Source organism: Streptomyces sp. NPDC055140 (genome assembly GCF_053607285.1).
Genome location: NZ_JBSGTG010000003.1, coordinates 59527 through 78267, shown reverse-complemented (window position 1 = coordinate 78267; position 18741 = coordinate 59527). Strand labels below are relative to the sequence as shown.

The 18741-nt window shown below is 68.4% G+C and carries 19 protein-coding genes and 1 pseudogene; 14 read left to right on the top strand and 6 right to left on the bottom strand.

The window, feature by feature from the left end:
• Nucleotides 1-51 precede the first annotated feature (51 nt).
• The 11 genes from ACWFR4_RS07975 to ACWFR4_RS07925 all read left to right on the top strand — a co-directional run bounded on the left by ACWFR4_RS07975 (nucleotide 52) and on the right by ACWFR4_RS07925 (nucleotide 10139).
• On the top strand, nucleotides 52-1440 hold the full coding sequence (locus ACWFR4_RS07975; RefSeq protein WP_453459953.1) for an MraY family glycosyltransferase: 1389 nt from the start codon (nucleotides 52-54) through the stop codon (nucleotides 1438-1440).
• Between the two features lie 263 nt (nucleotides 1441-1703).
• Nucleotides 1704-2153: a hypothetical protein gene (locus tag ACWFR4_RS07970; protein WP_453459956.1), complete on the top strand. Its 450-nt coding sequence runs from the start codon at nucleotides 1704-1706 to the stop codon at nucleotides 2151-2153.
• Nucleotides 2154-2426: 273 nt separating this feature from the next.
• The gene (gene atpB / locus ACWFR4_RS07965; protein WP_329581583.1) at nucleotides 2427-3197 is read left to right on the top strand and encodes a F0F1 ATP synthase subunit A; all 771 of its coding nucleotides are present in this window, start codon (nucleotides 2427-2429) and stop codon (nucleotides 3195-3197) included.
• Nucleotides 3198-3272: 75 nt separating this feature from the next.
• Nucleotides 3273-3512: an ATP synthase F0 subunit C gene (atpE, locus tag ACWFR4_RS07960; RefSeq protein WP_329570280.1), complete on the top strand. Its 240-nt coding sequence runs from the start codon at nucleotides 3273-3275 to the stop codon at nucleotides 3510-3512.
• Nucleotides 3513-3553: 41 nt separating this feature from the next.
• A complete protein-coding gene (locus ACWFR4_RS07955) occupies nucleotides 3554-4102 on the top strand; it encodes a F0F1 ATP synthase subunit B (protein ID WP_329570278.1) in 549 nt (182 codons plus the stop codon).
• Nucleotides 4099-4920: a F0F1 ATP synthase subunit delta gene (locus ACWFR4_RS07950; protein WP_406103963.1), complete on the top strand. Its 822-nt coding sequence runs from the start codon at nucleotides 4099-4101 to the stop codon at nucleotides 4918-4920. The genes ACWFR4_RS07955 and ACWFR4_RS07950 overlap by 4 nt, the downstream gene beginning before the upstream one ends.
• Before the next feature lie 120 nt (nucleotides 4921-5040).
• Nucleotides 5041-6633: a F0F1 ATP synthase subunit alpha gene (atpA, locus tag ACWFR4_RS07945; protein WP_326711157.1), complete on the top strand. Its 1593-nt coding sequence runs from the start codon at nucleotides 5041-5043 to the stop codon at nucleotides 6631-6633.
• A gap of 20 nt (nucleotides 6634-6653) precedes the next feature.
• Nucleotides 6654-7574, top strand: a complete 921-nt coding sequence (locus tag ACWFR4_RS07940; protein ID WP_453651493.1) for a F0F1 ATP synthase subunit gamma — start codon at nucleotides 6654-6656, stop codon at nucleotides 7572-7574.
• Nucleotides 7574-9016, top strand: a complete 1443-nt coding sequence (gene atpD / locus ACWFR4_RS07935) for a F0F1 ATP synthase subunit beta (protein WP_453651491.1) — start codon at nucleotides 7574-7576, stop codon at nucleotides 9014-9016. Before ACWFR4_RS07940 ends, atpD begins: the two co-directional genes overlap by 1 nt.
• 142 nt (nucleotides 9017-9158) lie before the next feature.
• Entirely contained in the window at nucleotides 9159-9533 is a 375-nt protein-coding gene (locus ACWFR4_RS07930; RefSeq protein WP_116509861.1) for a F0F1 ATP synthase subunit epsilon, read from the top strand.
• Nucleotides 9534-9689: 156 nt separating this feature from the next.
• A complete protein-coding gene (locus tag ACWFR4_RS07925) occupies nucleotides 9690-10139 on the top strand; it encodes a DUF2550 domain-containing protein (RefSeq protein WP_116509859.1) in 450 nt (149 codons plus the stop codon).
• 143 nt (nucleotides 10140-10282) lie between these two features.
• Here ACWFR4_RS07925 and ACWFR4_RS07920 read toward each other — a convergent pair whose 3' ends face one another.
• The 3 genes from ACWFR4_RS07920 to ACWFR4_RS07910 form a co-directional block, all read right to left on the bottom strand.
• Entirely contained in the window at nucleotides 10283-12091 is a 1809-nt protein-coding gene (locus tag ACWFR4_RS07920; protein ID WP_453651489.1) for a glycosyl hydrolase family 18 protein, read from the bottom strand.
• A 196-nt stretch (nucleotides 12092-12287) separates the two neighbouring features.
• Entirely contained in the window at nucleotides 12288-12932 is a 645-nt protein-coding gene (locus tag ACWFR4_RS07915; protein WP_453459966.1) for a response regulator, read from the bottom strand.
• Nucleotides 12929-14122 (bottom strand): sensor histidine kinase, encoded by a 1194-nt coding sequence (locus ACWFR4_RS07910; protein WP_453651487.1) that lies wholly within the window; start codon nucleotides 14120-14122, stop codon nucleotides 12929-12931. The genes ACWFR4_RS07915 and ACWFR4_RS07910 overlap by 4 nt, the downstream gene beginning before the upstream one ends.
• A 169-nt stretch (nucleotides 14123-14291) precedes the next feature.
• Between ACWFR4_RS07910 and ACWFR4_RS07905 the strand changes: the two genes are divergently transcribed.
• On the top strand, nucleotides 14292-14837 hold the full coding sequence (locus ACWFR4_RS07905) for a hypothetical protein (RefSeq protein WP_453459971.1): 546 nt from the start codon (nucleotides 14292-14294) through the stop codon (nucleotides 14835-14837).
• A gap of 20 nt (nucleotides 14838-14857) precedes the next feature.
• On the opposite strand, the gene ACWFR4_RS07900 is transcribed toward ACWFR4_RS07905, so the two are convergent.
• From ACWFR4_RS07900 to ACWFR4_RS07890, 3 genes and pseudogenes are all read right to left on the bottom strand, one after another.
• On the bottom strand, nucleotides 14858-15430 hold the full coding sequence (locus tag ACWFR4_RS07900; protein ID WP_453459974.1) for a cob(I)yrinic acid a,c-diamide adenosyltransferase: 573 nt from the start codon (nucleotides 15428-15430) through the stop codon (nucleotides 14858-14860).
• A gap of 13 nt (nucleotides 15431-15443) precedes the next feature.
• Nucleotides 15444-16199, bottom strand: coding sequence for an ABC transporter permease (locus tag ACWFR4_RS07895; protein ID WP_453651486.1), 756 nt, complete (start codon nucleotides 16197-16199; stop codon nucleotides 15444-15446).
• A gap of 3 nt (nucleotides 16200-16202) precedes the next feature.
• A pseudogene (locus ACWFR4_RS07890) lies at nucleotides 16203-16904 on the bottom strand (ABC transporter ATP-binding protein); the annotation flags it as partial.
• Nucleotides 16905-17065: 161 nt separating this feature from the next.
• On the opposite strand from ACWFR4_RS07890, the gene ACWFR4_RS07885 reads away from it, so the two are divergent.
• Nucleotides 17066-17704 carry a TetR/AcrR family transcriptional regulator gene (locus tag ACWFR4_RS07885; RefSeq protein WP_453459981.1) on the top strand — a complete coding sequence of 213 codons (639 nt, stop codon included), beginning with the start codon at nucleotides 17066-17068 and terminating at the stop codon, nucleotides 17702-17704.
• 161 nt (nucleotides 17705-17865) lie between these two features.
• Nucleotides 17866-18714 (top strand): 3-hydroxyacyl-CoA dehydrogenase family protein, encoded by an 849-nt coding sequence (locus ACWFR4_RS07880; protein WP_453651484.1) that lies wholly within the window; start codon nucleotides 17866-17868, stop codon nucleotides 18712-18714.
• Nucleotides 18715-18741: the final 27 nt, after the last annotated feature.

Sequence of the window (18741 nt, the reverse complement as noted above, 5' to 3'; positions counted from 1 at the left end):
CGAAGCTAGGGTGTGGGGCTGAGATGGCCAGCGATATCTGTGGGGAAGCCCGTGCGTGAATACCTGCTGACGCTCTGCATCACGGCCGCGGTGACATACCTGCTGACCGGCCCGGTGCGGAAGTTCGCGATCGTGGCCGGCGCCATGCCGGAGATCCGCGCCCGCGACGTGCACCGGGAGCCCACGCCCCGGCTCGGCGGGATCGCCATGTTCTTCGGCCTGTGCGCGGGTCTCCTCGTCGCGGACCACCTGACGAACCTCAGCCCCGTCTTCAAGATGTCGAACGAGCCGCGGGCGTTGCTCTCCGGAGCCGCCCTGATCTGGCTGATCGGTGTCCTGGACGACAAGTTCGAGATCGACGCCCTGATCAAGCTGGGCGGCCAGATGATCGCCGCCGGCGTCATGGTCATGCAGGGTCTTACGATCCTGTGGCTGCCGATCCCGGGTGTGGGCACGGTCTCGCTCACGCAGTGGCAGGGCACGCTCCTGACCGTCGCCCTGGTCGTGATCAGCATCAACGCGGTCAACTTCGTGGACGGCCTGGACGGCCTCGCGTCCGGCATGGTGTGCATCGCCGCTTCGGCGTTCTTCCTGTACTCGTACCGCCTCTGGTACGGCTACGGCATCGAGGCGGCCGCCCCCGCGACGCTGTTCGCGGCGATCCTGATCGGTATGTGTCTGGGCTTCCTGCCGCACAACATGCACCCCGCCCGGATCTTCATGGGCGACTCCGGATCGATGCTCATCGGCCTCGTCCTGTCCGCCGGTGCCATCTCCATCACCGGCCAGGTCGACCCGAGCCTGATGAAGCTGAACTTCGGCGGCACCCGTGACGCCACCCACGCGATGGTCCCGGTCTTCATCCCGCTGCTGATGCCGCTGACGATCATCGCGGTGCCGTTCGCGGACCTGGTGCTCGCGATCGTGCGCCGTACCTGGAAGGGCCAGTCGCCGTTCGCGGCCGACCGCGGACACCTGCACCACCGGCTCCTGGAGATCGGGCACTCCCACAGCCGCGCGGTCCTGATCATGTACTTCTGGGCGGCGCTGCTGTCCTTCGGCGCGGTCGCCTACTCCGTCCACTCGACGTCCATGTGGATCGTCCTGGCGATCGTCGCGCTGAGCTTCGTCGGTCTCGTACTGCTTCTGCTGCCGCGCTTCACGCCGCGCGCCCCGCGCTGGGCGGAGACCTTCCTGCCGCCGCGCTACCGGCGCAGGCGGGCCGCGCGGGCGGCTGCCCTGGTGCCAGAGACGTCGCCGTCGTACGCGGCTCGGACAGCGGCCGGGCCGGCCGAGGAGGCGGCCGGGTCAGGTGTGGCCGCGGAGGCGCCCGAGGACGAGGGTGCTCGCACGCCGATGCCCGCAGGAGTCAACGGGGCGACGGCCATTGGCCCCCGTTCGCGCTTCCTGGATCGGCGCAAGGCGCCCTCGTCGCGCTGACGCGAGAGACGAAAACGCCTCATTACCAGACAAGTTGGCCGCTTTTTTGCACAGACGCGCGGAGTACCTCTCACGTGTGACAGTAAGCACACTACAGAGGTAAAGACCTCATCAAATAGTTTGTGATACCGTTCACGAGACCCGGGGATAGAGCCGAAGGACCGTAGTGCGACGGCCCGTTGGCCCGAAGTTCCCTCTCGGCCCCGGTCTACGCTCGTCCATGACGACACCCTGCCCCCACCCATGTAAAGGGAGCTGCCGCCATGCCCTCCAACGACGCACGGATCCTCCTTCAGGCCGTTGTGCCCACAGCCATTGCCGGCGCGCTTGCCGCCGTGATCAGTGGTGTGGTCGCCGGCGGCAAGGGGGCCCTCGGTGCAGTCATCGGCACGGTGGTCGTCATCGCTTTCATGGGCCTCGGGCAGATCGTCCTCCAGCGGACGGCAAAATCGCTTCCGCAGCTCTTCCAGGCGATGGGGCTGATGCTCTACGTCGCCCAGTTGCTGCTGCTTCTGATCTTCGTCGCCGTCTTCAAGGACACGACACTGTTCAACCCCAAGGCCTTCGCCGCTTCACTCGTCGCCGCCACTGTCGTATGGATGGCCGCGCAGGCGCGTGCGCACATGAAGGCCAAGATTTTCTATATCGATCCCGACTCGGCGAACGACTCCGAGAAGAGCGACAAGCCCAATAAATCGGGGTCGTCATCGTGAGGGGTAGGGGCGGGATAAGCGGCGGTTCGTGTAACTGCTATCGTCCGGTGCCAACTGCGGCACTGCGGGCGCGGGCATCTGAGCTGACGCCTGCTCGACTGCGAGGCTCACTGCCTGCCTGCCGCCCCCACATCCGAAACACCAGACCAGTGCCGATCCGCGGCTGCGCGCCGCAACGACACAACGAGGTTGCCGTACCTATGCGTCACGCCGAAGGAGCCCGTGGTGAGTGCTGACCAGACTGAGCTCGCCTTTGACTGGAGCTGTCGGATCATGTCCGACAACGGCTGCGGCTTTCCGGCTCCCGGTCTGCACTCGTTCCTCTTCAAGCCGATCTTCACCGTCGGCGGGTTCGAGTTCAACAAGGTGATGCTGCTCGCCCTCCTGACGACCCTCGTCGTCGTCAGTGTTTTCTACGCGGCGTTCGGCAAGGCCAAGGTCGTCCCGGGCAAGCTCCAGATGGCCGTGGAGGCGGGGTACGACTTCGTACGCCGCGGAATCGTCTACGAGACGATGGGCAAGAAGGAGGGCGAGAAGTACGTCCCCTTCATGGTGTCGCTGTTCTTCTTCATCTGGATCATGAACATCTGGTCCGTGATCCCGCTGACTCAGTTCCCGGTCGCGTCGGTGTTCGCGTACCCGGTCGTGCTCGCGGTCCTCGTCTACCTGATCTGGGTGCCGCTGACCTTCAAGCGCCATGGTTTCGTGGGCGGTTGGAAGAACATCACGGGCTACGACAGCTCGCTCGGCCCGATCAAGTGGCTCGTCTCGTTCATCGAGTTCTTCTCGAACCTGCTCGTCCGGCCGTTCACGCACGCGGTGCGACTGTTCGCCAACATGTTCGCCGGTCACCTGATGCTGGTGATGTTCACCGTCGCCTCCTGGTACCTGCTGAACAGCTGGATGATCCCGGCCGCGGGCGTCTCCTTCGTGATGACCATGGCCATGATCCTCTTCGAGCTCTTCGTGCAGGCGGTCCAGGCGTACGTCTTCGTGCTCCTCGCCAGCACCTACATTCAGGGCGCTCTCGCAGAGCACCACTGAGTACCCGTCCCGTCATACCCCCTGTCGTCCGGTGGCCAACCCCCACCGGTTCGTTGAAGAGAAGGAAGTAACGGCATGTCCGCGACCATCGAACTCGCCGCTGGCGTCTCCGGCTCCCTCGGTTCCATCGGCTATGGTCTCGCCGCCATCGGCCCCGGCATCGGCGTCGGCATCGTCTTCGGTAACGGCACCCAGGCCCTGGCCCGTCAGCCTGAGGCCGCCGGTCTGATCCGTGCCAACCAGATTCTCGGCTTCGCCTTCTGTGAGGCGCTCGCCCTCATCGGCATCGTTATGCCGTTCGTTTACGGCCAGTGATCTAACTCCTCACTGACCATATTTCGACGAAAGGCACTGATGTGATCGCCAACCTGGTGCAGCTGGCGGCCGAGGAGAAGCAGAACCCGCTTGTCCCGGCCGGTCCCGAGCTGCTCGTCGGCACCATCGCCTTCGCCATCGTTTTCTTCTTCTTCGCCACGAAGCTCCTCCCGCGCATCAACAAGGTGCTGGAAGAGCGTCGCGAGCTGATCGAAGGCGGTATCGAGAAGGCCGAAGCCGCACAGACCGAGGCCCAGAGCGTTCTTGAGCAGTACAAGGCTCAGCTGGCCGAGGCTCGTCACGAGGCCGCGCGTCTGCGCCAGGAGGCGCAGGAGCAGGGCGCCACGCTCATCGCCGAGATGCGCGCGGAAGGCCAGCGGCAGCGTGAGGAAATCATCGCCGCCGGCCACTCGCAGATCGAGGCCGACCGCAAGGCCGCCGCTCAGGCGCTGCGCCAGGACGTGGGCCAGCTGGCCACCACCCTGGCCGGCAAGCTGGTCGGTGAGTCCCTCGAGGACCACGCCCGGCAGTCGCGCACGATCGACCGCTTCCTCGACGACCTCGAGGAGAAGGCCGAGGCCGTTCGATGACTGCCCACGGAGCGAGCCGCGAGGCACTCGCCTCCGCACGTGAGCGTCTCGACGCGCTGACCGACAGCACCTCGGTCGACGCCCGACAGCTTGCCGGAGAGCTTGCCGCGGTCACCGCGCTGCTCGACCGCGAGGTGTCGCTGCGTCGGGTCCTGACCGACCCGGCGCAGTCCGGCGAGGCCAAGGCCGAGCTCGCGGAGCGTCTGCTCAGCGGCCAGGTCAGCGGCACGACCGCCGATCTGGTGGCCGGTCTGGTCCGCTCCCGCTGGTCCGCGTCGCGCGACCTGGTCGACTCCGTCGAGGAGCTGTCCAACATCGCCGAGCTGACCGCGGCGCAGCAGGCCGGCGAGCTGGACGACGTGGAGGACGAGCTGTTCCGGTTCGGCCGGATCGTCGCCTCGAACACCGAGCTGCGCGCCGCGCTCACCGACCGTAACGCCACGGGCACGGCCAAGAGCGAGCTGCTGCGCAGCCTGCTCGGCGGTCGCGCCAAGGCCTCCACCGAGCGTCTCGTCGAGCGCCTTGTGACCCAGCCGCGTGGACGTAGCCTGGAGACGGGACTCGAGTCCCTGTCCAAGCTCGCCGCGGAGCGCCGGGACCGCATGGTTGCCGTCGTCACCACGGCGGTGCCGCTGAGTGACGCGCACAAGCAGCGCCTGGGCGCCGCCCTGGCAAAGCTCTACGGGCGTCAGATGCACCTGAACCTCGACGTGGACCCCGAGGTCCTCGGCGGGATCACCGTGCAGGTGGGCGACGAGCTCATCAACGGAAGCATCGCGGACCGCATTGAGGACGCCAGCCGCCGTATGGCCGGCTAGCCGACTCGCACAACGTAGTAGTACCTACGGCCCTAGTTGGGCCGTGCAGAGGATTCCTGGGGGCTGACCCCAGACCCCCCAAGAAAACTTCGGGCCCAACAAGGAGAGCAGGGAACCCAGATGGCGGAGCTCACGATCCGGCCGGAGGAGATCCGGGACGCGCTGGAGAACTTTGTCCAGGCGTACAAGCCGGACGCGGCCTCGCGCGAGGAGGTCGGTACGGTCACCCTTGCCGGCGACGGCATCGCGAAGGTCGAGGGCCTGCCCTCGGCCATGGCCAACGAACTGCTGAAGTTCGAGGACGGCACCCTCGGCCTCGCCCTCAACCTCGAGGAGCGCGAGATCGGTGCCATCGTGCTCGGTGAGTTCACCGGTATCGAGGAGGGCCAGCCGGTGCAGCGCACCGGCGAGGTGCTCTCCGTCGCCGTCGGCGAGGGCTACCTGGGTCGCGTCGTCGACCCGCTCGGCACCCCGATCGACGGCCTCGGCGAGATCGAGACCAGCGCGCGTCGTGCCCTTGAGCTGCAGGCCCCCACGGTCATGCAGCGCAAGTCGGTGCACGAGCCGATGGAGACCGGCTACAAGGCCGTCGACGCGATGACCCCGATCGGCCGCGGTCAGCGTCAGCTGATCATCGGCGACCGTCAGACGGGCAAGACCGCCCTGGCTGTCGACACGATCATCAACCAGCGCGACAACTGGCGCACGGGCGACCCGAAGAAGCAGGTCCGCTGCATCTACGTCGCCATCGGCCAGAAGGGCTCGACCATCGCCTCCGTGCGTGGCGCCCTCGAAGAGGCCGGCGCGCTGGAGTACACGACCATCGTCGCCGCCCCGGCGTCCGACCCGGCCGGCTTCAAGTACCTGGCGCCGTACACCGGTTCGGCCATCGGCCAGCAGTGGATGTACGAGGGCAAGCACGTCCTCATCATCTTCGACGACCTCTCGAAGCAGGCCGACGCCTACCGCGCCGTGTCCCTGCTGCTCCGCCGCCCGCCGGGGCGCGAGGCCTACCCGGGTGACGTCTTCTACCTGCACTCCCGCCTCCTCGAGCGCTGCGCGAAGCTCTCGGACGAGATGGGTGCCGGCTCGATGACCGGTCTGCCGATCGTCGAGACCAAGGCGAACGACGTGTCGGCGTTCATCCCGACCAACGTCATCTCCATCACCGACGGCCAGTGCTTCCTGGAGTCGGACCTGTTCAACGCCGGTCAGCGCCCCGCGCTGAACGTCGGTATCTCCGTCTCCCGAGTCGGTGGTTCCGCGCAGCACAAGGCGATGAAGCAGGTCTCCGGCCGCCTCCGCGTGGACCTCGCCCAGTTCCGTGAGCTCGAGGCGTTCGCCGCCTTCGGTTCCGACCTGGACGCCGCGTCGAAGGCCCAGCTGGAGCGCGGTCAGCGCATGGTGGAGCTGCTCAAGCAGCCCCAGTACCAGCCGATGGCGACCGAGGACCAGGTTGTCTCCGTCTGGGCCGGCACCACCGGCAAGATGGACGACGTCCCGGTCGTGGACATCCGGCGCTTCGAGCGCGAGCTGCTCGACTACCTGCACCGCAAGGAGCAGGGCCTGATGACCTCCATCAAGGAGGGCGGCAAGATGTCTGACGACACCCTGACCGCCACCGCCGACGCCATCGCGGACTTCAAGAAGCAGTTCGAGACCTCGGACGGGAAGCTTCTCGGCGAGGACGCTCCGGCCGCCGCCGGTAAGTGACGACGGAAGGGACCTGACTCATGGGAGCCCAGCTCCGGGTCTACAAGCGTCGCATCAAATCCGTCACCGCGACCAAGAAGATCACCAAGGCGATGGAGATGATCGCTGCCTCGCGCGTCGTCAAGGCGCAGCGCAAGGTGACAGCCTCCACGCCGTACGCGACCGAGCTCACCCGCGCGGTCACGGCTGTCGGCACCGGTTCGAACACGAACCACCCGCTGACGACGGAGCCGGAGACGGCGACGCGCACCGCGGTGCTGCTCCTCACGAGCGACCGTGGTCTCGCCGGCGCCTTCAACTCGAACGCCATCAAGGCCGCGGAGAAGCTGACCGCGCGTCTCGAGGCCGAGGGCAAGGAGGTCGAGATCTACATCGTCGGCCGCCGTGGTGTCGCCCACTACAACTTCCGTGAGCGCAAGATCGCGGAGCAGTGGACGGGCTTCACCGACGAGCCCACGTACTCGGACGCCAAGAAGGTCGCGGGTCCGCTGATCGAGGCGATCGAGAAGGACTCGGCGGAGGGCGGCGTGGATGAACTCCACATCGTCTACACGGAGTTCATCTCGATGATGACGCAGTCGGCCGTTGACGGCCGTCTGCTTCCGCTCAGCCTCGAAGAGGTGGCGGAGGAGTCGAAGTCCAAGAGCGGCGAGATCCTTCCGCTGTACGACTTCGAACCGTCGGCGGAGGACGTCCTCGACGCCCTGCTGCCGCGCTACGTCGAGAGCCGTATCTACAACGCGCTGCTCCAGTCGGCTGCTTCCAAGCACGCCGCCACGCGCCGCGCGATGAAGTCGGCGACCGACAACGCGGGAGACTTGATCAACTCGCTCTCCCGACTTGCCAACGCGGCCCGCCAGGCCGAAATCACCCAGGAAATCAGCGAGATCGTCGGCGGCACTGCAGCCCTGGCCGACGCGACCGCGGGGAGTGACAAGTAATGACGACCACTGTTGAGACGGCCGTTGCCACGGGCCGCGTCGCCCGGGTCATCGGCCCGGTCGTCGACGTGGAGTTCCCCGTCGACGCGATGCCGGAGATCTACAACGCCCTGCACGTCGAGGTCGACGACCCGGCCACCGCGGGCGCGAAGAAGACGCTGACCCTCGAGGTCGCCCAGCACCTGGGTGACGGCGTGGTCCGTACGGTCTCGATGCAGCCCACCGACGGCCTGGTCCGCCAGGCCGCTGTGACGAACACCGGCGCCGGCATCTCGGTGCCCGTCGGTGACCTGACCAAGGGCCGGGTGTTCAACACCCTCGGTGACGTGCTGAACGACGACCCGTCCTCGGTCGCCGACGCCCCGCGCTGGACGATCCACCGCAAGGCTCCGGCCTTCGACCAGCTCGAGTCCAAGACCGAGATGTTCGAGACCGGCCTGAAGGTCGTCGACCTTCTCACCCCGTACGTCAAGGGTGGAAAGATCGGTCTGTTCGGTGGTGCCGGTGTCGGCAAGACCGTTCTGATCCAGGAAATGATCGTCCGTGTGGCCAAGCTGCACGACGGTGTCTCCGTCTTCGCCGGTGTCGGCGAGCGCACCCGTGAGGGCAACGACCTCATGGTCGAGATGGAGGAAGCCGGCGTTCTGGACAAGACCGCGCTGGTCTTCGGCCAGATGGACGAGCCGCCGGGCACGCGTCTTCGCGTCGCCCTGGCCGGTCTGACCATGGCGGAGTACTTCCGCGATGTGCAGAAGCAGGACGTGCTGTTCTTCATCGACAACATCTTCCGCTTCACGCAGGCCGGTTCCGAGGTCTCGACCCTGCTCGGCCGCATGCCCTCCGCGGTGGGTTACCAGCCGACCCTCGCCGACGAGATGGGTCTCCTCCAGGAGCGCATCACGTCGACCCGTGGTCACTCGATCACCTCGATGCAGGCGATCTACGTCCCCGCGGACGACCTGACCGACCCGGCCCCGGCCACCACGTTCGCCCACCTCGACGCGACGACGGTTCTCTCCCGTCCGATCTCCGAGAAGGGCATCTACCCGGCCGTGGACCCGCTGGACTCCACGTCCCGCATCCTGGACCCGCGCTACATCGCGCAGGACCACTACGACGCCGCGATGCGCGTCAAGACGATCCTGCAGAAGTACAAGGATCTCCAGGACATCATCGCGATCCTCGGTATCGACGAGCTGGGCGAGGAGGACAAGCTCGTTGTCCACCGTGCCCGTCGCGTCGAGCGCTTCCTGTCGCAGAACACCCACGCCGCCAAGCAGTTCACCGGCGTGGACGGTTCGGACGTGTCGCTCGAGGAGTCGATCACCGCGTTCAACGCGATCTGCGACGGTGAGTACGACCACTTCCCCGAGCAGGCGTTCTTCATGTGCGGTGGCATCGAGGACCTCAAGGCCAACGCCAAGGAGCTCGGCGTCTCCTGATTCTGGCTTCTCCGGAAGCACAGACTCGTGGGAGAGGGGCGGGGGATACCCGCAGGGTGTGTCCCGCCCCTCTCCGTACGCCGACTAGACTTTGACCCAACACCCGGCAGCAACCGCCGGGTGGTGACCCGAGGAGCCCACCTTGGCTGCTGAGCTGCATGTCGAGCTCGTCGCCGCGGACCGCAGTGTCTGGTCCGGCGAGGCCACCCTGGTCGTCGCGCGCACCGCGTCCGGCGACATCGGCGTCATGCCCGGTCACCAGCCGCTTCTCGGTGTGCTGGAGTCGGGCCCGGTGATGATCCGCACGAGCGACGGCGGGACGGTTGTCGCCGCTGTGCACGGCGGTTTCGTCTCGTTCGCCGACAACAAGCTGTCCCTGCTCGCCGAGATCGCCGAGCTGTCGGACGAGATCGATGTCCAGCGTGCGGAGCGGGCGCTCGAGCGCGCGAAGTCGGATGCCGACGCATCCGCCGAGCGTCGCGCGGACGTCCGACTGCGTGCGGTGGCGACGCGCTGAGCCCAGCGCGCGGAGTGACATGACTCAGCCGCGGCCAGGACCGGAGAACCTCTCCGGACCAGGTCGCGGCTGAGGCGATCCATGGTCAATTTTGCAGTTCCGTTATCGGATCCGCTGTCGGGCCCGTTATCAGATGAGGCGAGGAGGTCGGTACGAATGGTCCTCGTTCTCGTGCTGTGCGTGGTCGCGGTCGTCGTACTCGTATTGCTGGGGTTGTTCGTCTTCGGCCTGAGGCGCCGGCTGATCCAGCGCTCCGGGGGCACCTTCGACTGCTCCCTGCGGTGGGACGTGCCCGAGGGGGGCGACGCCTCCGGCAAGGGCTGGGGCTACGGCGTGGCCCGCTACAACGGTGACCGGATCGAGTGGTTCCGGGTCTTCTCCTACGCGATCAGGCCCCGTCGCACCCTGGAGCGCTCTGCGATCGAGGTGACGGGGCGGCGCGCACCTGAGGGCGAGGAGGAGCTGGCCCTGCTCTCGGACGCGATCGTCCTCGCGTGCTCGCACCGCGGCTCGCGTCTCGAGCTGGCGATGAGCGAGGACGCGCTGACCGGCTTCCTGGCTTGGCTGGAGGCGGCACCTCCGGGACAGCGGGTGAACGTCGCGTAGCGGCGTTCAGGGCCCCGCTGGGTGGGGGTTCCCACTGGCGTGGAGCGCAGTGGAGCTCGTGGCCTGAGGTTTCGCATGGAGAAGCCGGGTGAACAGGGGGCGGCCCCGTTCACCCGGCTTCCGTCATGTGCGGCCCGGCGCTGTTACCTCAGGCCGCCGTCGATGGCGGTCACCAGCTCGCCGTTGGCGGTGTCACCGCTGAACTCCCAGAAGAATGCGCCGCCGAGGTTCTGGCTCTTGGCCCAGGCCATCTTGGAGTTGATGGTCGCGGGGGTGTCGTAGGACCACCAGTCGCTGCCGCAGTACGCGTAGGCCGTGCCGGCGACGGTGCCGTTGGCGGGGCACTTGGTCTTGAGGACCTTGTAGTCCTCGATGCCCTGCTCGTAGGTGCCGGCGGCGGGGCCGGTCGCGGTGCCGCCCGGCTCTTTCTGTGTGACGCCGGTCCAGCCGCGGCCGTAGAAGCCGATGCCGAGCAGGAGCTTGCTGGACGGCACGCCTTGGGCCTTCAACTTGGCGATGGCGTCAGCGGAGTCGAAGCCCTGCTGCGGGATGCCGGGGTACGAGGTGAGCGGGGAGTGCGGGGCTGTCGGGCCCTGGGCGTTGAACGCGCCGAAGAAGTCGTAGGTCATGACGTTGTACCAGTCGAAGGACTGGGACGCGCCCGCGTAGTCGTTCTTCTCGATCTTGCCGCCGGTGGACGCGTCGGCCGTGATCGCCGCCGTCACCAGGTTGTTGGCGCCGAACTTGGTGCGCAGCGCGGACGCCAGCTTCTTCAGGGCGTCCTGGCCCGAGGTGTCGCAGGACAGGCCGCAGGCGTTGGGGTACTCCCAGTCGATGTCGATGCCGTCGAAGACGTCGGCCCAGCGCGGGTCCTCGACCAGCTTGTAGCAGGAGTCGGCGAACGCGGCCGGGTTCTGCGCGGCCTGGCCGAAGCCGCCGGACCAGGTCCAGCCGCCGAACGACCAGAGGATCTTCAGGTTCGGGTGCTTGGCCTTGAGCTGGCGCAGCTGGTTGAACGCGCCGCGCAGTGGCTGGTCCCAGGTGTCGGCGACGCCGGAGACGGAGTTGGCCGCGGTGTACGCCATGTCCGTGTCGGCGTAGGAGTCGCCCATCGTGCACTGGCCGTTCTGCACGTTGCCGAAGGCGTAGTTGATGTGCGTGACCTTCGCGGCGGAGCCGGAGGTCTCCAGGTTCTTCGGGAAGTACTGGCGGCCGTAGACGCCCCAGTCGGTGAAGTACCCCAGCTTGACCTTGCCGCCGGGGCCCGGGTCGGTGCCGCCGCCGGTCGTGTGCACCCTGACGGAGCCGGAGGCCGGTCCGCTCTGGTCGGCGGTGTCGCGGGCCTGCACGGTGTACGAGTAGTCGGTGCCCGCGGTGAGTCCGGTGTCGGAGTACGAAGTCCCGGTCACCGTCGCGACCTTGGCGCCGTCGCGCAGGACGTCGTAGTTCTTGATGCCCTTGTCGTCGGTGGCCGCGGTCCAGTCGAGCTTGACCGAGGTGTCCGTGACGGAGGAGGCGGTGGGGGTGCCGGGCGCGGAGGGGGCCGCGTCGCCGGGGACGTCACCGCCGTCACAGGAGGCGCCGTTGAGCTTGCAGCCGGAGGGGGCGCCGGGGCCCGAGCCGTTGAACCCGAAGGAGACCGAGGCGCCGGGGGCGAGCGACCCGTTCCAGGAGACGTTCTTGGCGGTCCAGTGGTCGGCGGAGTTGGTGACGGTGGCGTCCCAGGCGGAGGTCACCTTGGTGCCGGCGGGGAAGTCCCACTCGACGGTCCATGAACTGAGGGCCGTGGTGCCGGTGTTCTTGACGGTCCACTTGCCTTCGAAGCCGGTGCCCCAGTCCTGGGTCTTGGCGTAGGTCGCGGTGGCGGTGCTCGCGGCGGCGGCCGCGTGGGAGGGGGTGGCGAGGCCGACGAGGGCGGCGGCCGGGAGCAGCAGGGTGGTGAGGCCTGCCACGGCTCTCTGTCTGAGTCTCAAGCGCAAGGGGTGCTCCTCGGGTGGTATCCGGGGGACATGACGGGGGTAAAACCCTGCGCCGCCCGTGAGCGTCGCCCTGCTGGTCATGTGCATGGCTGCGCTCACCGCAGTGCCGTGAGAATAGAAAGGTCTGGACCAGCGGTCAAGGTCTAAACCAATTACAGAAATCGGCCCCTCACAGCCCCAACTCCTGTGCCAGCACGGCCGCTTGCACCCTGCTGCGCAGCTCCAGCTTCCCGAGCAACCTGCTGACGTGCGTCTTCACCGTCGCCTCCGCCATCCCCAGACGCATCGCGATCTCCGCGTTCGACAACCCGTCACCGAGGCAGGAAAGCACCTCCCGCTCCCGGCGCGTGAGGGTGTCGAGCCCCGCGGGCGCGGGCCCCGGCTCCGGGCGTACGGGCTTCGCCGCGAACTCGGCGATGAGCTTGCGGGTCACCGCCGGAGCGATCAGCCCCTCGCCGCGCGCGACCGTGCGGACCCCCTCGATCAGGTCCTTCGCCTCGGTGTTCTTCAGCAGGAACCCGCCGGCGCCGGCGCGCAGCGCCCCGAAGACGTACTCGTCGAGGTCGAACGTCGTCAGGACGAGCACGTCCGCGAGCCCCTCGGAGACCACCTGACGGGTCGCCGAGACGCCGTCGAGGCGCGGCATCTGGATGTCCATGAGGACGAGATCCGGTCGAAGTGCGCGCGCCATCGCCACCGCCCGCTCGCCGTCCGCCGCCTCCCCGACGACCTCGATGTCGGGGGCGCTGCCCAGGATCAGGACCAGCCCCGCCCGCACGGCGGACTGGTCCTCGGCGACGAGCACGCGGATCACTCGGACACTCCTTCGTCAGCCGGGTCGACGGGCAGCTCGGCCCTGACCTGCCAGATCTTGCCGTCGGGCCCGCTCTCGGGACCCGTCTCGAACGTGCCGTGCAGCAGAGCGGTGCGCTCGCGCATCCCGATGAGCCCGGCGCCCGAGCCGGGTGCGCGCGGGCCGTCCAGATCCCCGTACGGGCTGGTCACCCGCACCGTCAGGGCCCGCGCGACGCGGTGGACGGCCACGGAGACGGTGCCGTGGGCCGCGTGCTTGAGGGCGTTCGTGAGGGATTCCTGCACGATGCGGTAGGCGGCCAGCTCGATCGGCGCGGGCAGGCCGCCGACGCTTTCGCCGACGGTGAGGGCGACGTCGAGTCCGTTGGCGCGGGACTGCTCGACGAGGGCTCCGAGGCCGTCCAGTGTGGGCGCGGCGACGGGCTCGCCCTGGGAGTCGCCGCTGTCGTCCCGCAGGATGCCGATGAGGCGCCGCATCTCGGCGAGGCCTTCCACGCTGTTCTCGCGGATGACGGTCAGCGCCTGCTGCGTGGTCCGCGGATCGTCGAGCGAGATCGCGGCCGTGGAGTGGATGGCGATCGCGGACAAATGGTTGGCGACCATGTCGTGCAGCTCGCGGGCCATCCGCGCCCGCTCGGCGACGACCGCCTGCGTGCGGTCCATCTCGGCGAGCAGCGCGGTCTGTTCGGCGCGCAGCCGCGCGGACTCGGCGGCCTCCCGGTGGTTGCGTACGAGGACACCGGTGGCCGCGGGCGCGAACGACACGAGGCCGCTGACGACCCCGATCAGGAGCGCCTCCGGCTTGCGGAACCAGGCCAGGAACCCCAGGGTCACCGCGATGGTGATCAGCGCCGTCGTCACCGGGATCCGGCGTGCGGCGGCCGGGGTGCCGTACAGGACGGCCGCGTAGACGAGGTCCGTGAACATCAGCGTCGTCGCGAGGCTGCCCAGCGTGAACTGGTCCGCGATCAGGACGAGGGTGCCGAGGACCAGGGCGGTCTGGGGCGCCGTCCTGCGCAGCAGTTCCAGGCCCGCCATCGCGCAGAGCGGTACAAGGAGCCAGCCGTCGCCGAGGACCCGCCAGCCCTGGCTGTTGGTCAGGCCGAGCGCCCACAGCAGGAGACCGCCGAGCAGGCCGACCGCCGCGATACGGACGTCGTCGCGGTGCGGGCGGGACAGGGGCAGGGGCATGTCCCCATTGAATACGGCCGGACAGGGCGGCGCCTGCACCTGGCGGGCGGGCCCGCGCGGCCGACGTACATCGAAGGATGCAGTCCCGATTCGTCACCGACGACGACGATCGGCGGCCGTACCGACGGGACGCTGGGAGGAGACCACAAGCCCGTCCCGAGGAGCCGCCGTGATCGTCACGCTGATCGTCGCCTGCGAGATCGGCTTCTGGGTGCTGCTCGCCGCGGGACTCGCCCTGCGCTACGTGGCGAAGATGCCGCGCACGAGCGTCGGCGTCCTGCTGTGCGAGCCGCTCCTGGAGGTCGTCCTGTTCGTCGTCACCGCGATGGACCTCGAGAACGGGGCCGAACCGGACTGGAAACACGGCCTCGCCGCCGTCTACATCGGCTTCTCCGTGGGGCTTGGCCACTCCACCGTCAAGTGGGTGGACGCCCGCGTCGCCCACCGGTTCGCCGGGGGACCGCCCCCGGTGAAGCCGCCGAGGTACGGGGCCGCGCGCGCCGCCCACGAGTGGCGGACGGCCGCGCGCTGGATCCTCGCCTGCGCCGTCGCGCTCGCCCTGCTCCAGGGCGCCGTCTGGTACGTGGGCGCCGACGGGAACACCGGCTCGCTGCGGATGTGGCAGCAGAAGATGCTCTTCGTGATCGGTCTCAACCTCGTGATCGCGCTGAGCTACACGCTGTTCCCGAAGAAGGCGCCCGCCCTCGACCGCTAGGGCTCGCAGCCCCTCGACGGCTAGCGCTCGCCGCCCGGGACCCAGAGCACGTCCCCGACCTCCTTGTTAGCCGTGCGCGCCAGGATGAACAGGAGGTCGGAGAGGCGGTTCAGATACGTAGCGGTCAGCGGGTTCATCGACTCGCCGTGCACCTCGAGCGCCGCCCAGGTGGAGCGCTCGGCCCTGCGGACCACGGTGCACGCCTGGTGCAGCAGCGCCGCACCCGGCGTGCCCCCGGGCAGGATGAAGGACCGGAGCTTCTCCAGGTCCTCGTTGAAGCGGTCGCAGTCCGCCTCCAGCTTGTCGACGTAGAACTGCTCGACGCGCAGTGGCGGGTACTTCGGTTCCTCGACCACGGGCGTCGACAGGTCGGCGCCCACGTCGAACAGGTCGTTCTGGACCCGTACGAGGACCTGCACGACCTCCTCGTCCAGCCCGCCGAGCGCGACCGCCGTGCCGATGACGGCATTGGCCTCGTTGGCGTCTGCGTAGGCGGAGATCCGCAGATCGGTCTTGGCGGTCCGGCTCATGTCGCCGAGGGCGGTCGTGCCCTGGTCGCCGGTCCTGGTGTAGATACGCGTCAGATTGACCATGGGGTCAGCGTAGTTACGCGGCCGCCCTGCGGAAGCCACGTGTGCCGACCGTCACGGCGAGCGCCGCCAGGGCGAGGGCGACCAGGACCCCGTACAGCATGTGCGCCGTCGCGTAGTGGCCGACATACGCGTCGCGCATCGCGTCGACCGCATAGCGGATCGGCATGAAGTGCGACAGGACGTCGAGCCAGCCGGGCGCGAGCGCCATCGGCAGCATCAGCCCGGACAGGAGCATCGACGGCATCGACACGGCGTTGACGATCGGGCCGAACTCCTGAGGCCTGTCGACCTTCATGGCCACCGTGTACGACATCGAGCCGAGGGCGACGGTCAGGAGCGCGACGAACGCGAACCCGATGAGTACCCCGGCCGGCGGCGCCCGCAGTCCCATCACCAGCGCGGCGAGGACGAGGAGTACCGACTGGAGGACGAAGAGCGCGGCGTCGCGCAGCACCCGCCCGAGCAGCAGCGCGAGACGGCTGACCGGGGTGACGCGCATGCGCTCCACCACGCCGTGGTTCTTCTCGATGATGACCGCGAAACCAGAGAACAGGCCGCCGAACAGGGCGAGTTGGAGCAGGAGCCCGGGGACGAGCACCTGCCAGGAGCTGCCGGCCGAGCCCAGCGGCACATCGGTGAGCAGCGGCCCGAAGAACAGCAGGTACAGCAGCGGCATCAGGACGCCGAAGAGCATCTGGAACCTGGAGTTGAGGGTCTGGCGGGCATAGCGCCCGAAGATCAGCGCGGTGTCGGAGAGCAGGGTCCTCATGCGTCACACCGCCACGGGGGTCGTCGGTGCGGTCGCCGGGCCGCGCCCGGTGATCGCGAGGAAGGCGTCCTGGAGCGTGGCGTCGAGCGATCCGCCGTACGCCAGCCTGAGTGCCCCCGGAGTGCCCTCCGCTGCCACAACTCCCTTGTCCACGACGGCGATCCGGTCGGCGAGCGCGTCGGCCTCGTCGAGGTAGTGCGTGGTGAGGAAGACCGTCGTGCCGTGCTCGTCGCGCAGTCGTCGTACGACGTCCCACAGGTCGGCGCGGCCGGCCGGGTCGAGCCCGGTCGTCGGCTCGTCGAGGAAGAGCACCTGCGGGCGGTGCACGAGTCCCATCGCGATGTCGAGCCGCCGCCGCTGCCCGCCGGAGAGCGCGGCGGTCCTGCGGTCCATGAGCTCCGTGAGGCCGAGGTCCCCGGCCAGCTCCTCGGCGCGCGCCACCGCCCGCGCCTTGGGCAGCCGGTACAGCCGCCCCTGGGTGACCAGCTCCTCCCGTACGGAGATGTTCGGGTCGACGCCGCCGGACTGGGCGACGTAACCGATCGCGCGGCGCACGCCCGCCGGATCGGTCGCCAGGTCGCAGCCCGCGACGGTGGCGGCGCCCCCGGTCGGCGGCAGGAGCGTCGTGAGCATGCGCAGGGTCGTCGTCTTGCCCGCGCCGTTCGGGCCGAGGAGGCCGAGGATCTCGCCCGGTCGCACGGTCAGGTCGATGCCGCGCACCGCCTCGACGGGTCCGCGTGGGGTGCTGAAGGTCCGGGCCAGGCCGGACGCGCTGATGACTGCCATGCGTCCAGAAAAACAGAGTGACTGAAATTTTGCAATGTCCCCAAAATTCAAGTGAGCGCAACGAAAGCTAGACTGGCCGCATGGCAGAGGGACTGCGTGAGCGCAAGAAACGGCTGGCCAGGCAGCACATCTCCGATGTGGCCACGGGCCTGTTCCTGGAGCGCGGCTTCGACGAGGTGACGATCGCCGAGGTCGCCGAGGCGGCCGACGTCTCCGTCAACACCGTCTACAACTACTTCCAGGCCAAGGAAGACCTGTTCCTCGACCGCGCCAAGGGCAGTGTGGCCCGCCTCTCCCGCTTCGTGCGCGCCCGTGACCGGGGCGAGTCCGCGGCCGAAGCCGTCCTGCGCGAACTGCGCCGCGAGGTCGTCGCCGTGTCGCCCGAGGTCGGCCTGATCGAGGGCTACGACCGCTTCATGAAGGTCATCGAGGGCGCGCCCGGACTGCGCGCCCGGCTCTGGTACATGCAGCAGGAGTCGCTCACGCTGCTCGAGGCGACGCTGCGCGAGGAGACCGGAGCGGGCGGCGACGACCCGCTGCCCGCCCTGATGGCCGGGCAGATCAACTGGATCCACACGACGCTGCTTTCCCGTATCGCCGCCGGGATGATCAAGGCCAGGCCGGCCGGGGAGGTGTCCCGCGAGGCACTGGGCCTGCTCGACGAGATGGAGGGTCTCCTGGGCGAGCCGGTGCTCAACTACGCCGTACGCGAGGCCTGATGGCCCGTCCGGTGTGATGTCCGTCATTCGAGACGTGACGCGCATTACTTCGCGGCCCGACGACCCCTCACGGACGCTAATGTCCGCCGGAGAGATACGTGAACAGCCGTTAGCGGTCAGTCGCAAGTGGTACGCGGTCAGCGGGTAAGGGGAGTCGCACAGTGGCAGGGAAGCTCGCCGTCATCGGAGCCGGACTCATGGGGTCCGGAATCGCCCAGGTCTCGGCGCAGGCGGGCTGGGACGTCGTCCTGCGCGACGTCACCGACGCCGCCCTGGCCCGTGGCACCGACGGCATCAAGGCCTCGTACGACAAGTTCGTGAGCAAGGGCAAGCTGGCCGCGCAGGACGCGGAGGCCGCGCTCGGGCGCATCACCACGACCACCGACCTGGACGCGGTCGCCGACGCCGACATCGTCGTCGAGGCCGTCTTCGAGAAGCTCGAGGTCAAGCACGAGATCTTCCGGGCGCTCGACAAGATCGTCCGCGAGGACGCCGTACTCGCCTCGAACACCTCCGCCATCCCGATCACCAAGATCGCGGCGGTCACGGATCACCCGGAGCGCGTCGTCGGCGCCCACTTCTTCTCGCCGGTCCCGATGATGCAGCTGTGCGAGCTGGTCCGCGGCTACAAGACGAGCGACGAAACGCTCGCCACCACGCGGGAGTTCGCCGAGTCGGTCGGCAAGACGTGCATCGTCGTCAACCGCGACGTCGCCGGCTTCGTGACCACGCGGCTGATCTCGGCCCTCGTCGTCGAGGCCGCCAAGCTGTACGAGTCGGGCGTCGCCACCGCCGAGGACATCGACATCGCCTGCAAACTGGGCTTCGGCCACGCCATGGGGCCGCTCGCCACCGCCGACCTCACGGGCGTCGACATCCTGCTGCACGCCACCGGCAACATCTACACCGAGTCCCAGGACGAGAAGTTCGCCCCGCCCGAGCTGATGCGCCGGATGGTTGACGCCGGTGACATCGGGCGCAAGAGCGGGCAGGGGTTCTACAAGCACTGATCTCGTCACCCCCGTGGGTAACCCCAC

Coding starts and splice junctions, on each gene's coding strand:
- atpB (WP_329581583.1), top strand. CDS start 2,427: ATGTCCGACAACGGCTGCGGCTTTCCGGCTCCCGGTCTGCACTCGTTC.
- ACWFR4_RS07895 (WP_453651486.1), bottom strand. CDS start 16,199: ATGAGGACCCTGCTCTCCGACACCGCGCTGATCTTCGGGCGCTATGCC.
- ACWFR4_RS07970 (WP_453459956.1), top strand. CDS start 1,704: ATGCCCTCCAACGACGCACGGATCCTCCTTCAGGCCGTTGTGCCCACA.
- ACWFR4_RS07885 (WP_453459981.1), top strand. CDS start 17,066: ATGGCAGAGGGACTGCGTGAGCGCAAGAAACGGCTGGCCAGGCAGCAC.
- ACWFR4_RS07900 (WP_453459974.1), bottom strand. CDS start 15,430: ATGGTCAATCTGACGCGTATCTACACCAGGACCGGCGACCAGGGCACG.
- atpE (WP_329570280.1), top strand. CDS start 3,273: ATGTCCGCGACCATCGAACTCGCCGCTGGCGTCTCCGGCTCCCTCGGT.
- ACWFR4_RS07925 (WP_116509859.1), top strand. CDS start 9,690: ATGGTCCTCGTTCTCGTGCTGTGCGTGGTCGCGGTCGTCGTACTCGTA.
- atpA (WP_326711157.1), top strand. CDS start 5,041: ATGGCGGAGCTCACGATCCGGCCGGAGGAGATCCGGGACGCGCTGGAG.
- ACWFR4_RS07950 (WP_406103963.1), top strand. CDS start 4,099: ATGACTGCCCACGGAGCGAGCCGCGAGGCACTCGCCTCCGCACGTGAG.
- atpD (WP_453651491.1), top strand. CDS start 7,574: ATGACGACCACTGTTGAGACGGCCGTTGCCACGGGCCGCGTCGCCCGG.
- ACWFR4_RS07940 (WP_453651493.1), top strand. CDS start 6,654: ATGGGAGCCCAGCTCCGGGTCTACAAGCGTCGCATCAAATCCGTCACC.
- ACWFR4_RS07910 (WP_453651487.1), bottom strand. CDS start 14,122: ATGCCCCTGCCCCTGTCCCGCCCGCACCGCGACGACGTCCGTATCGCG.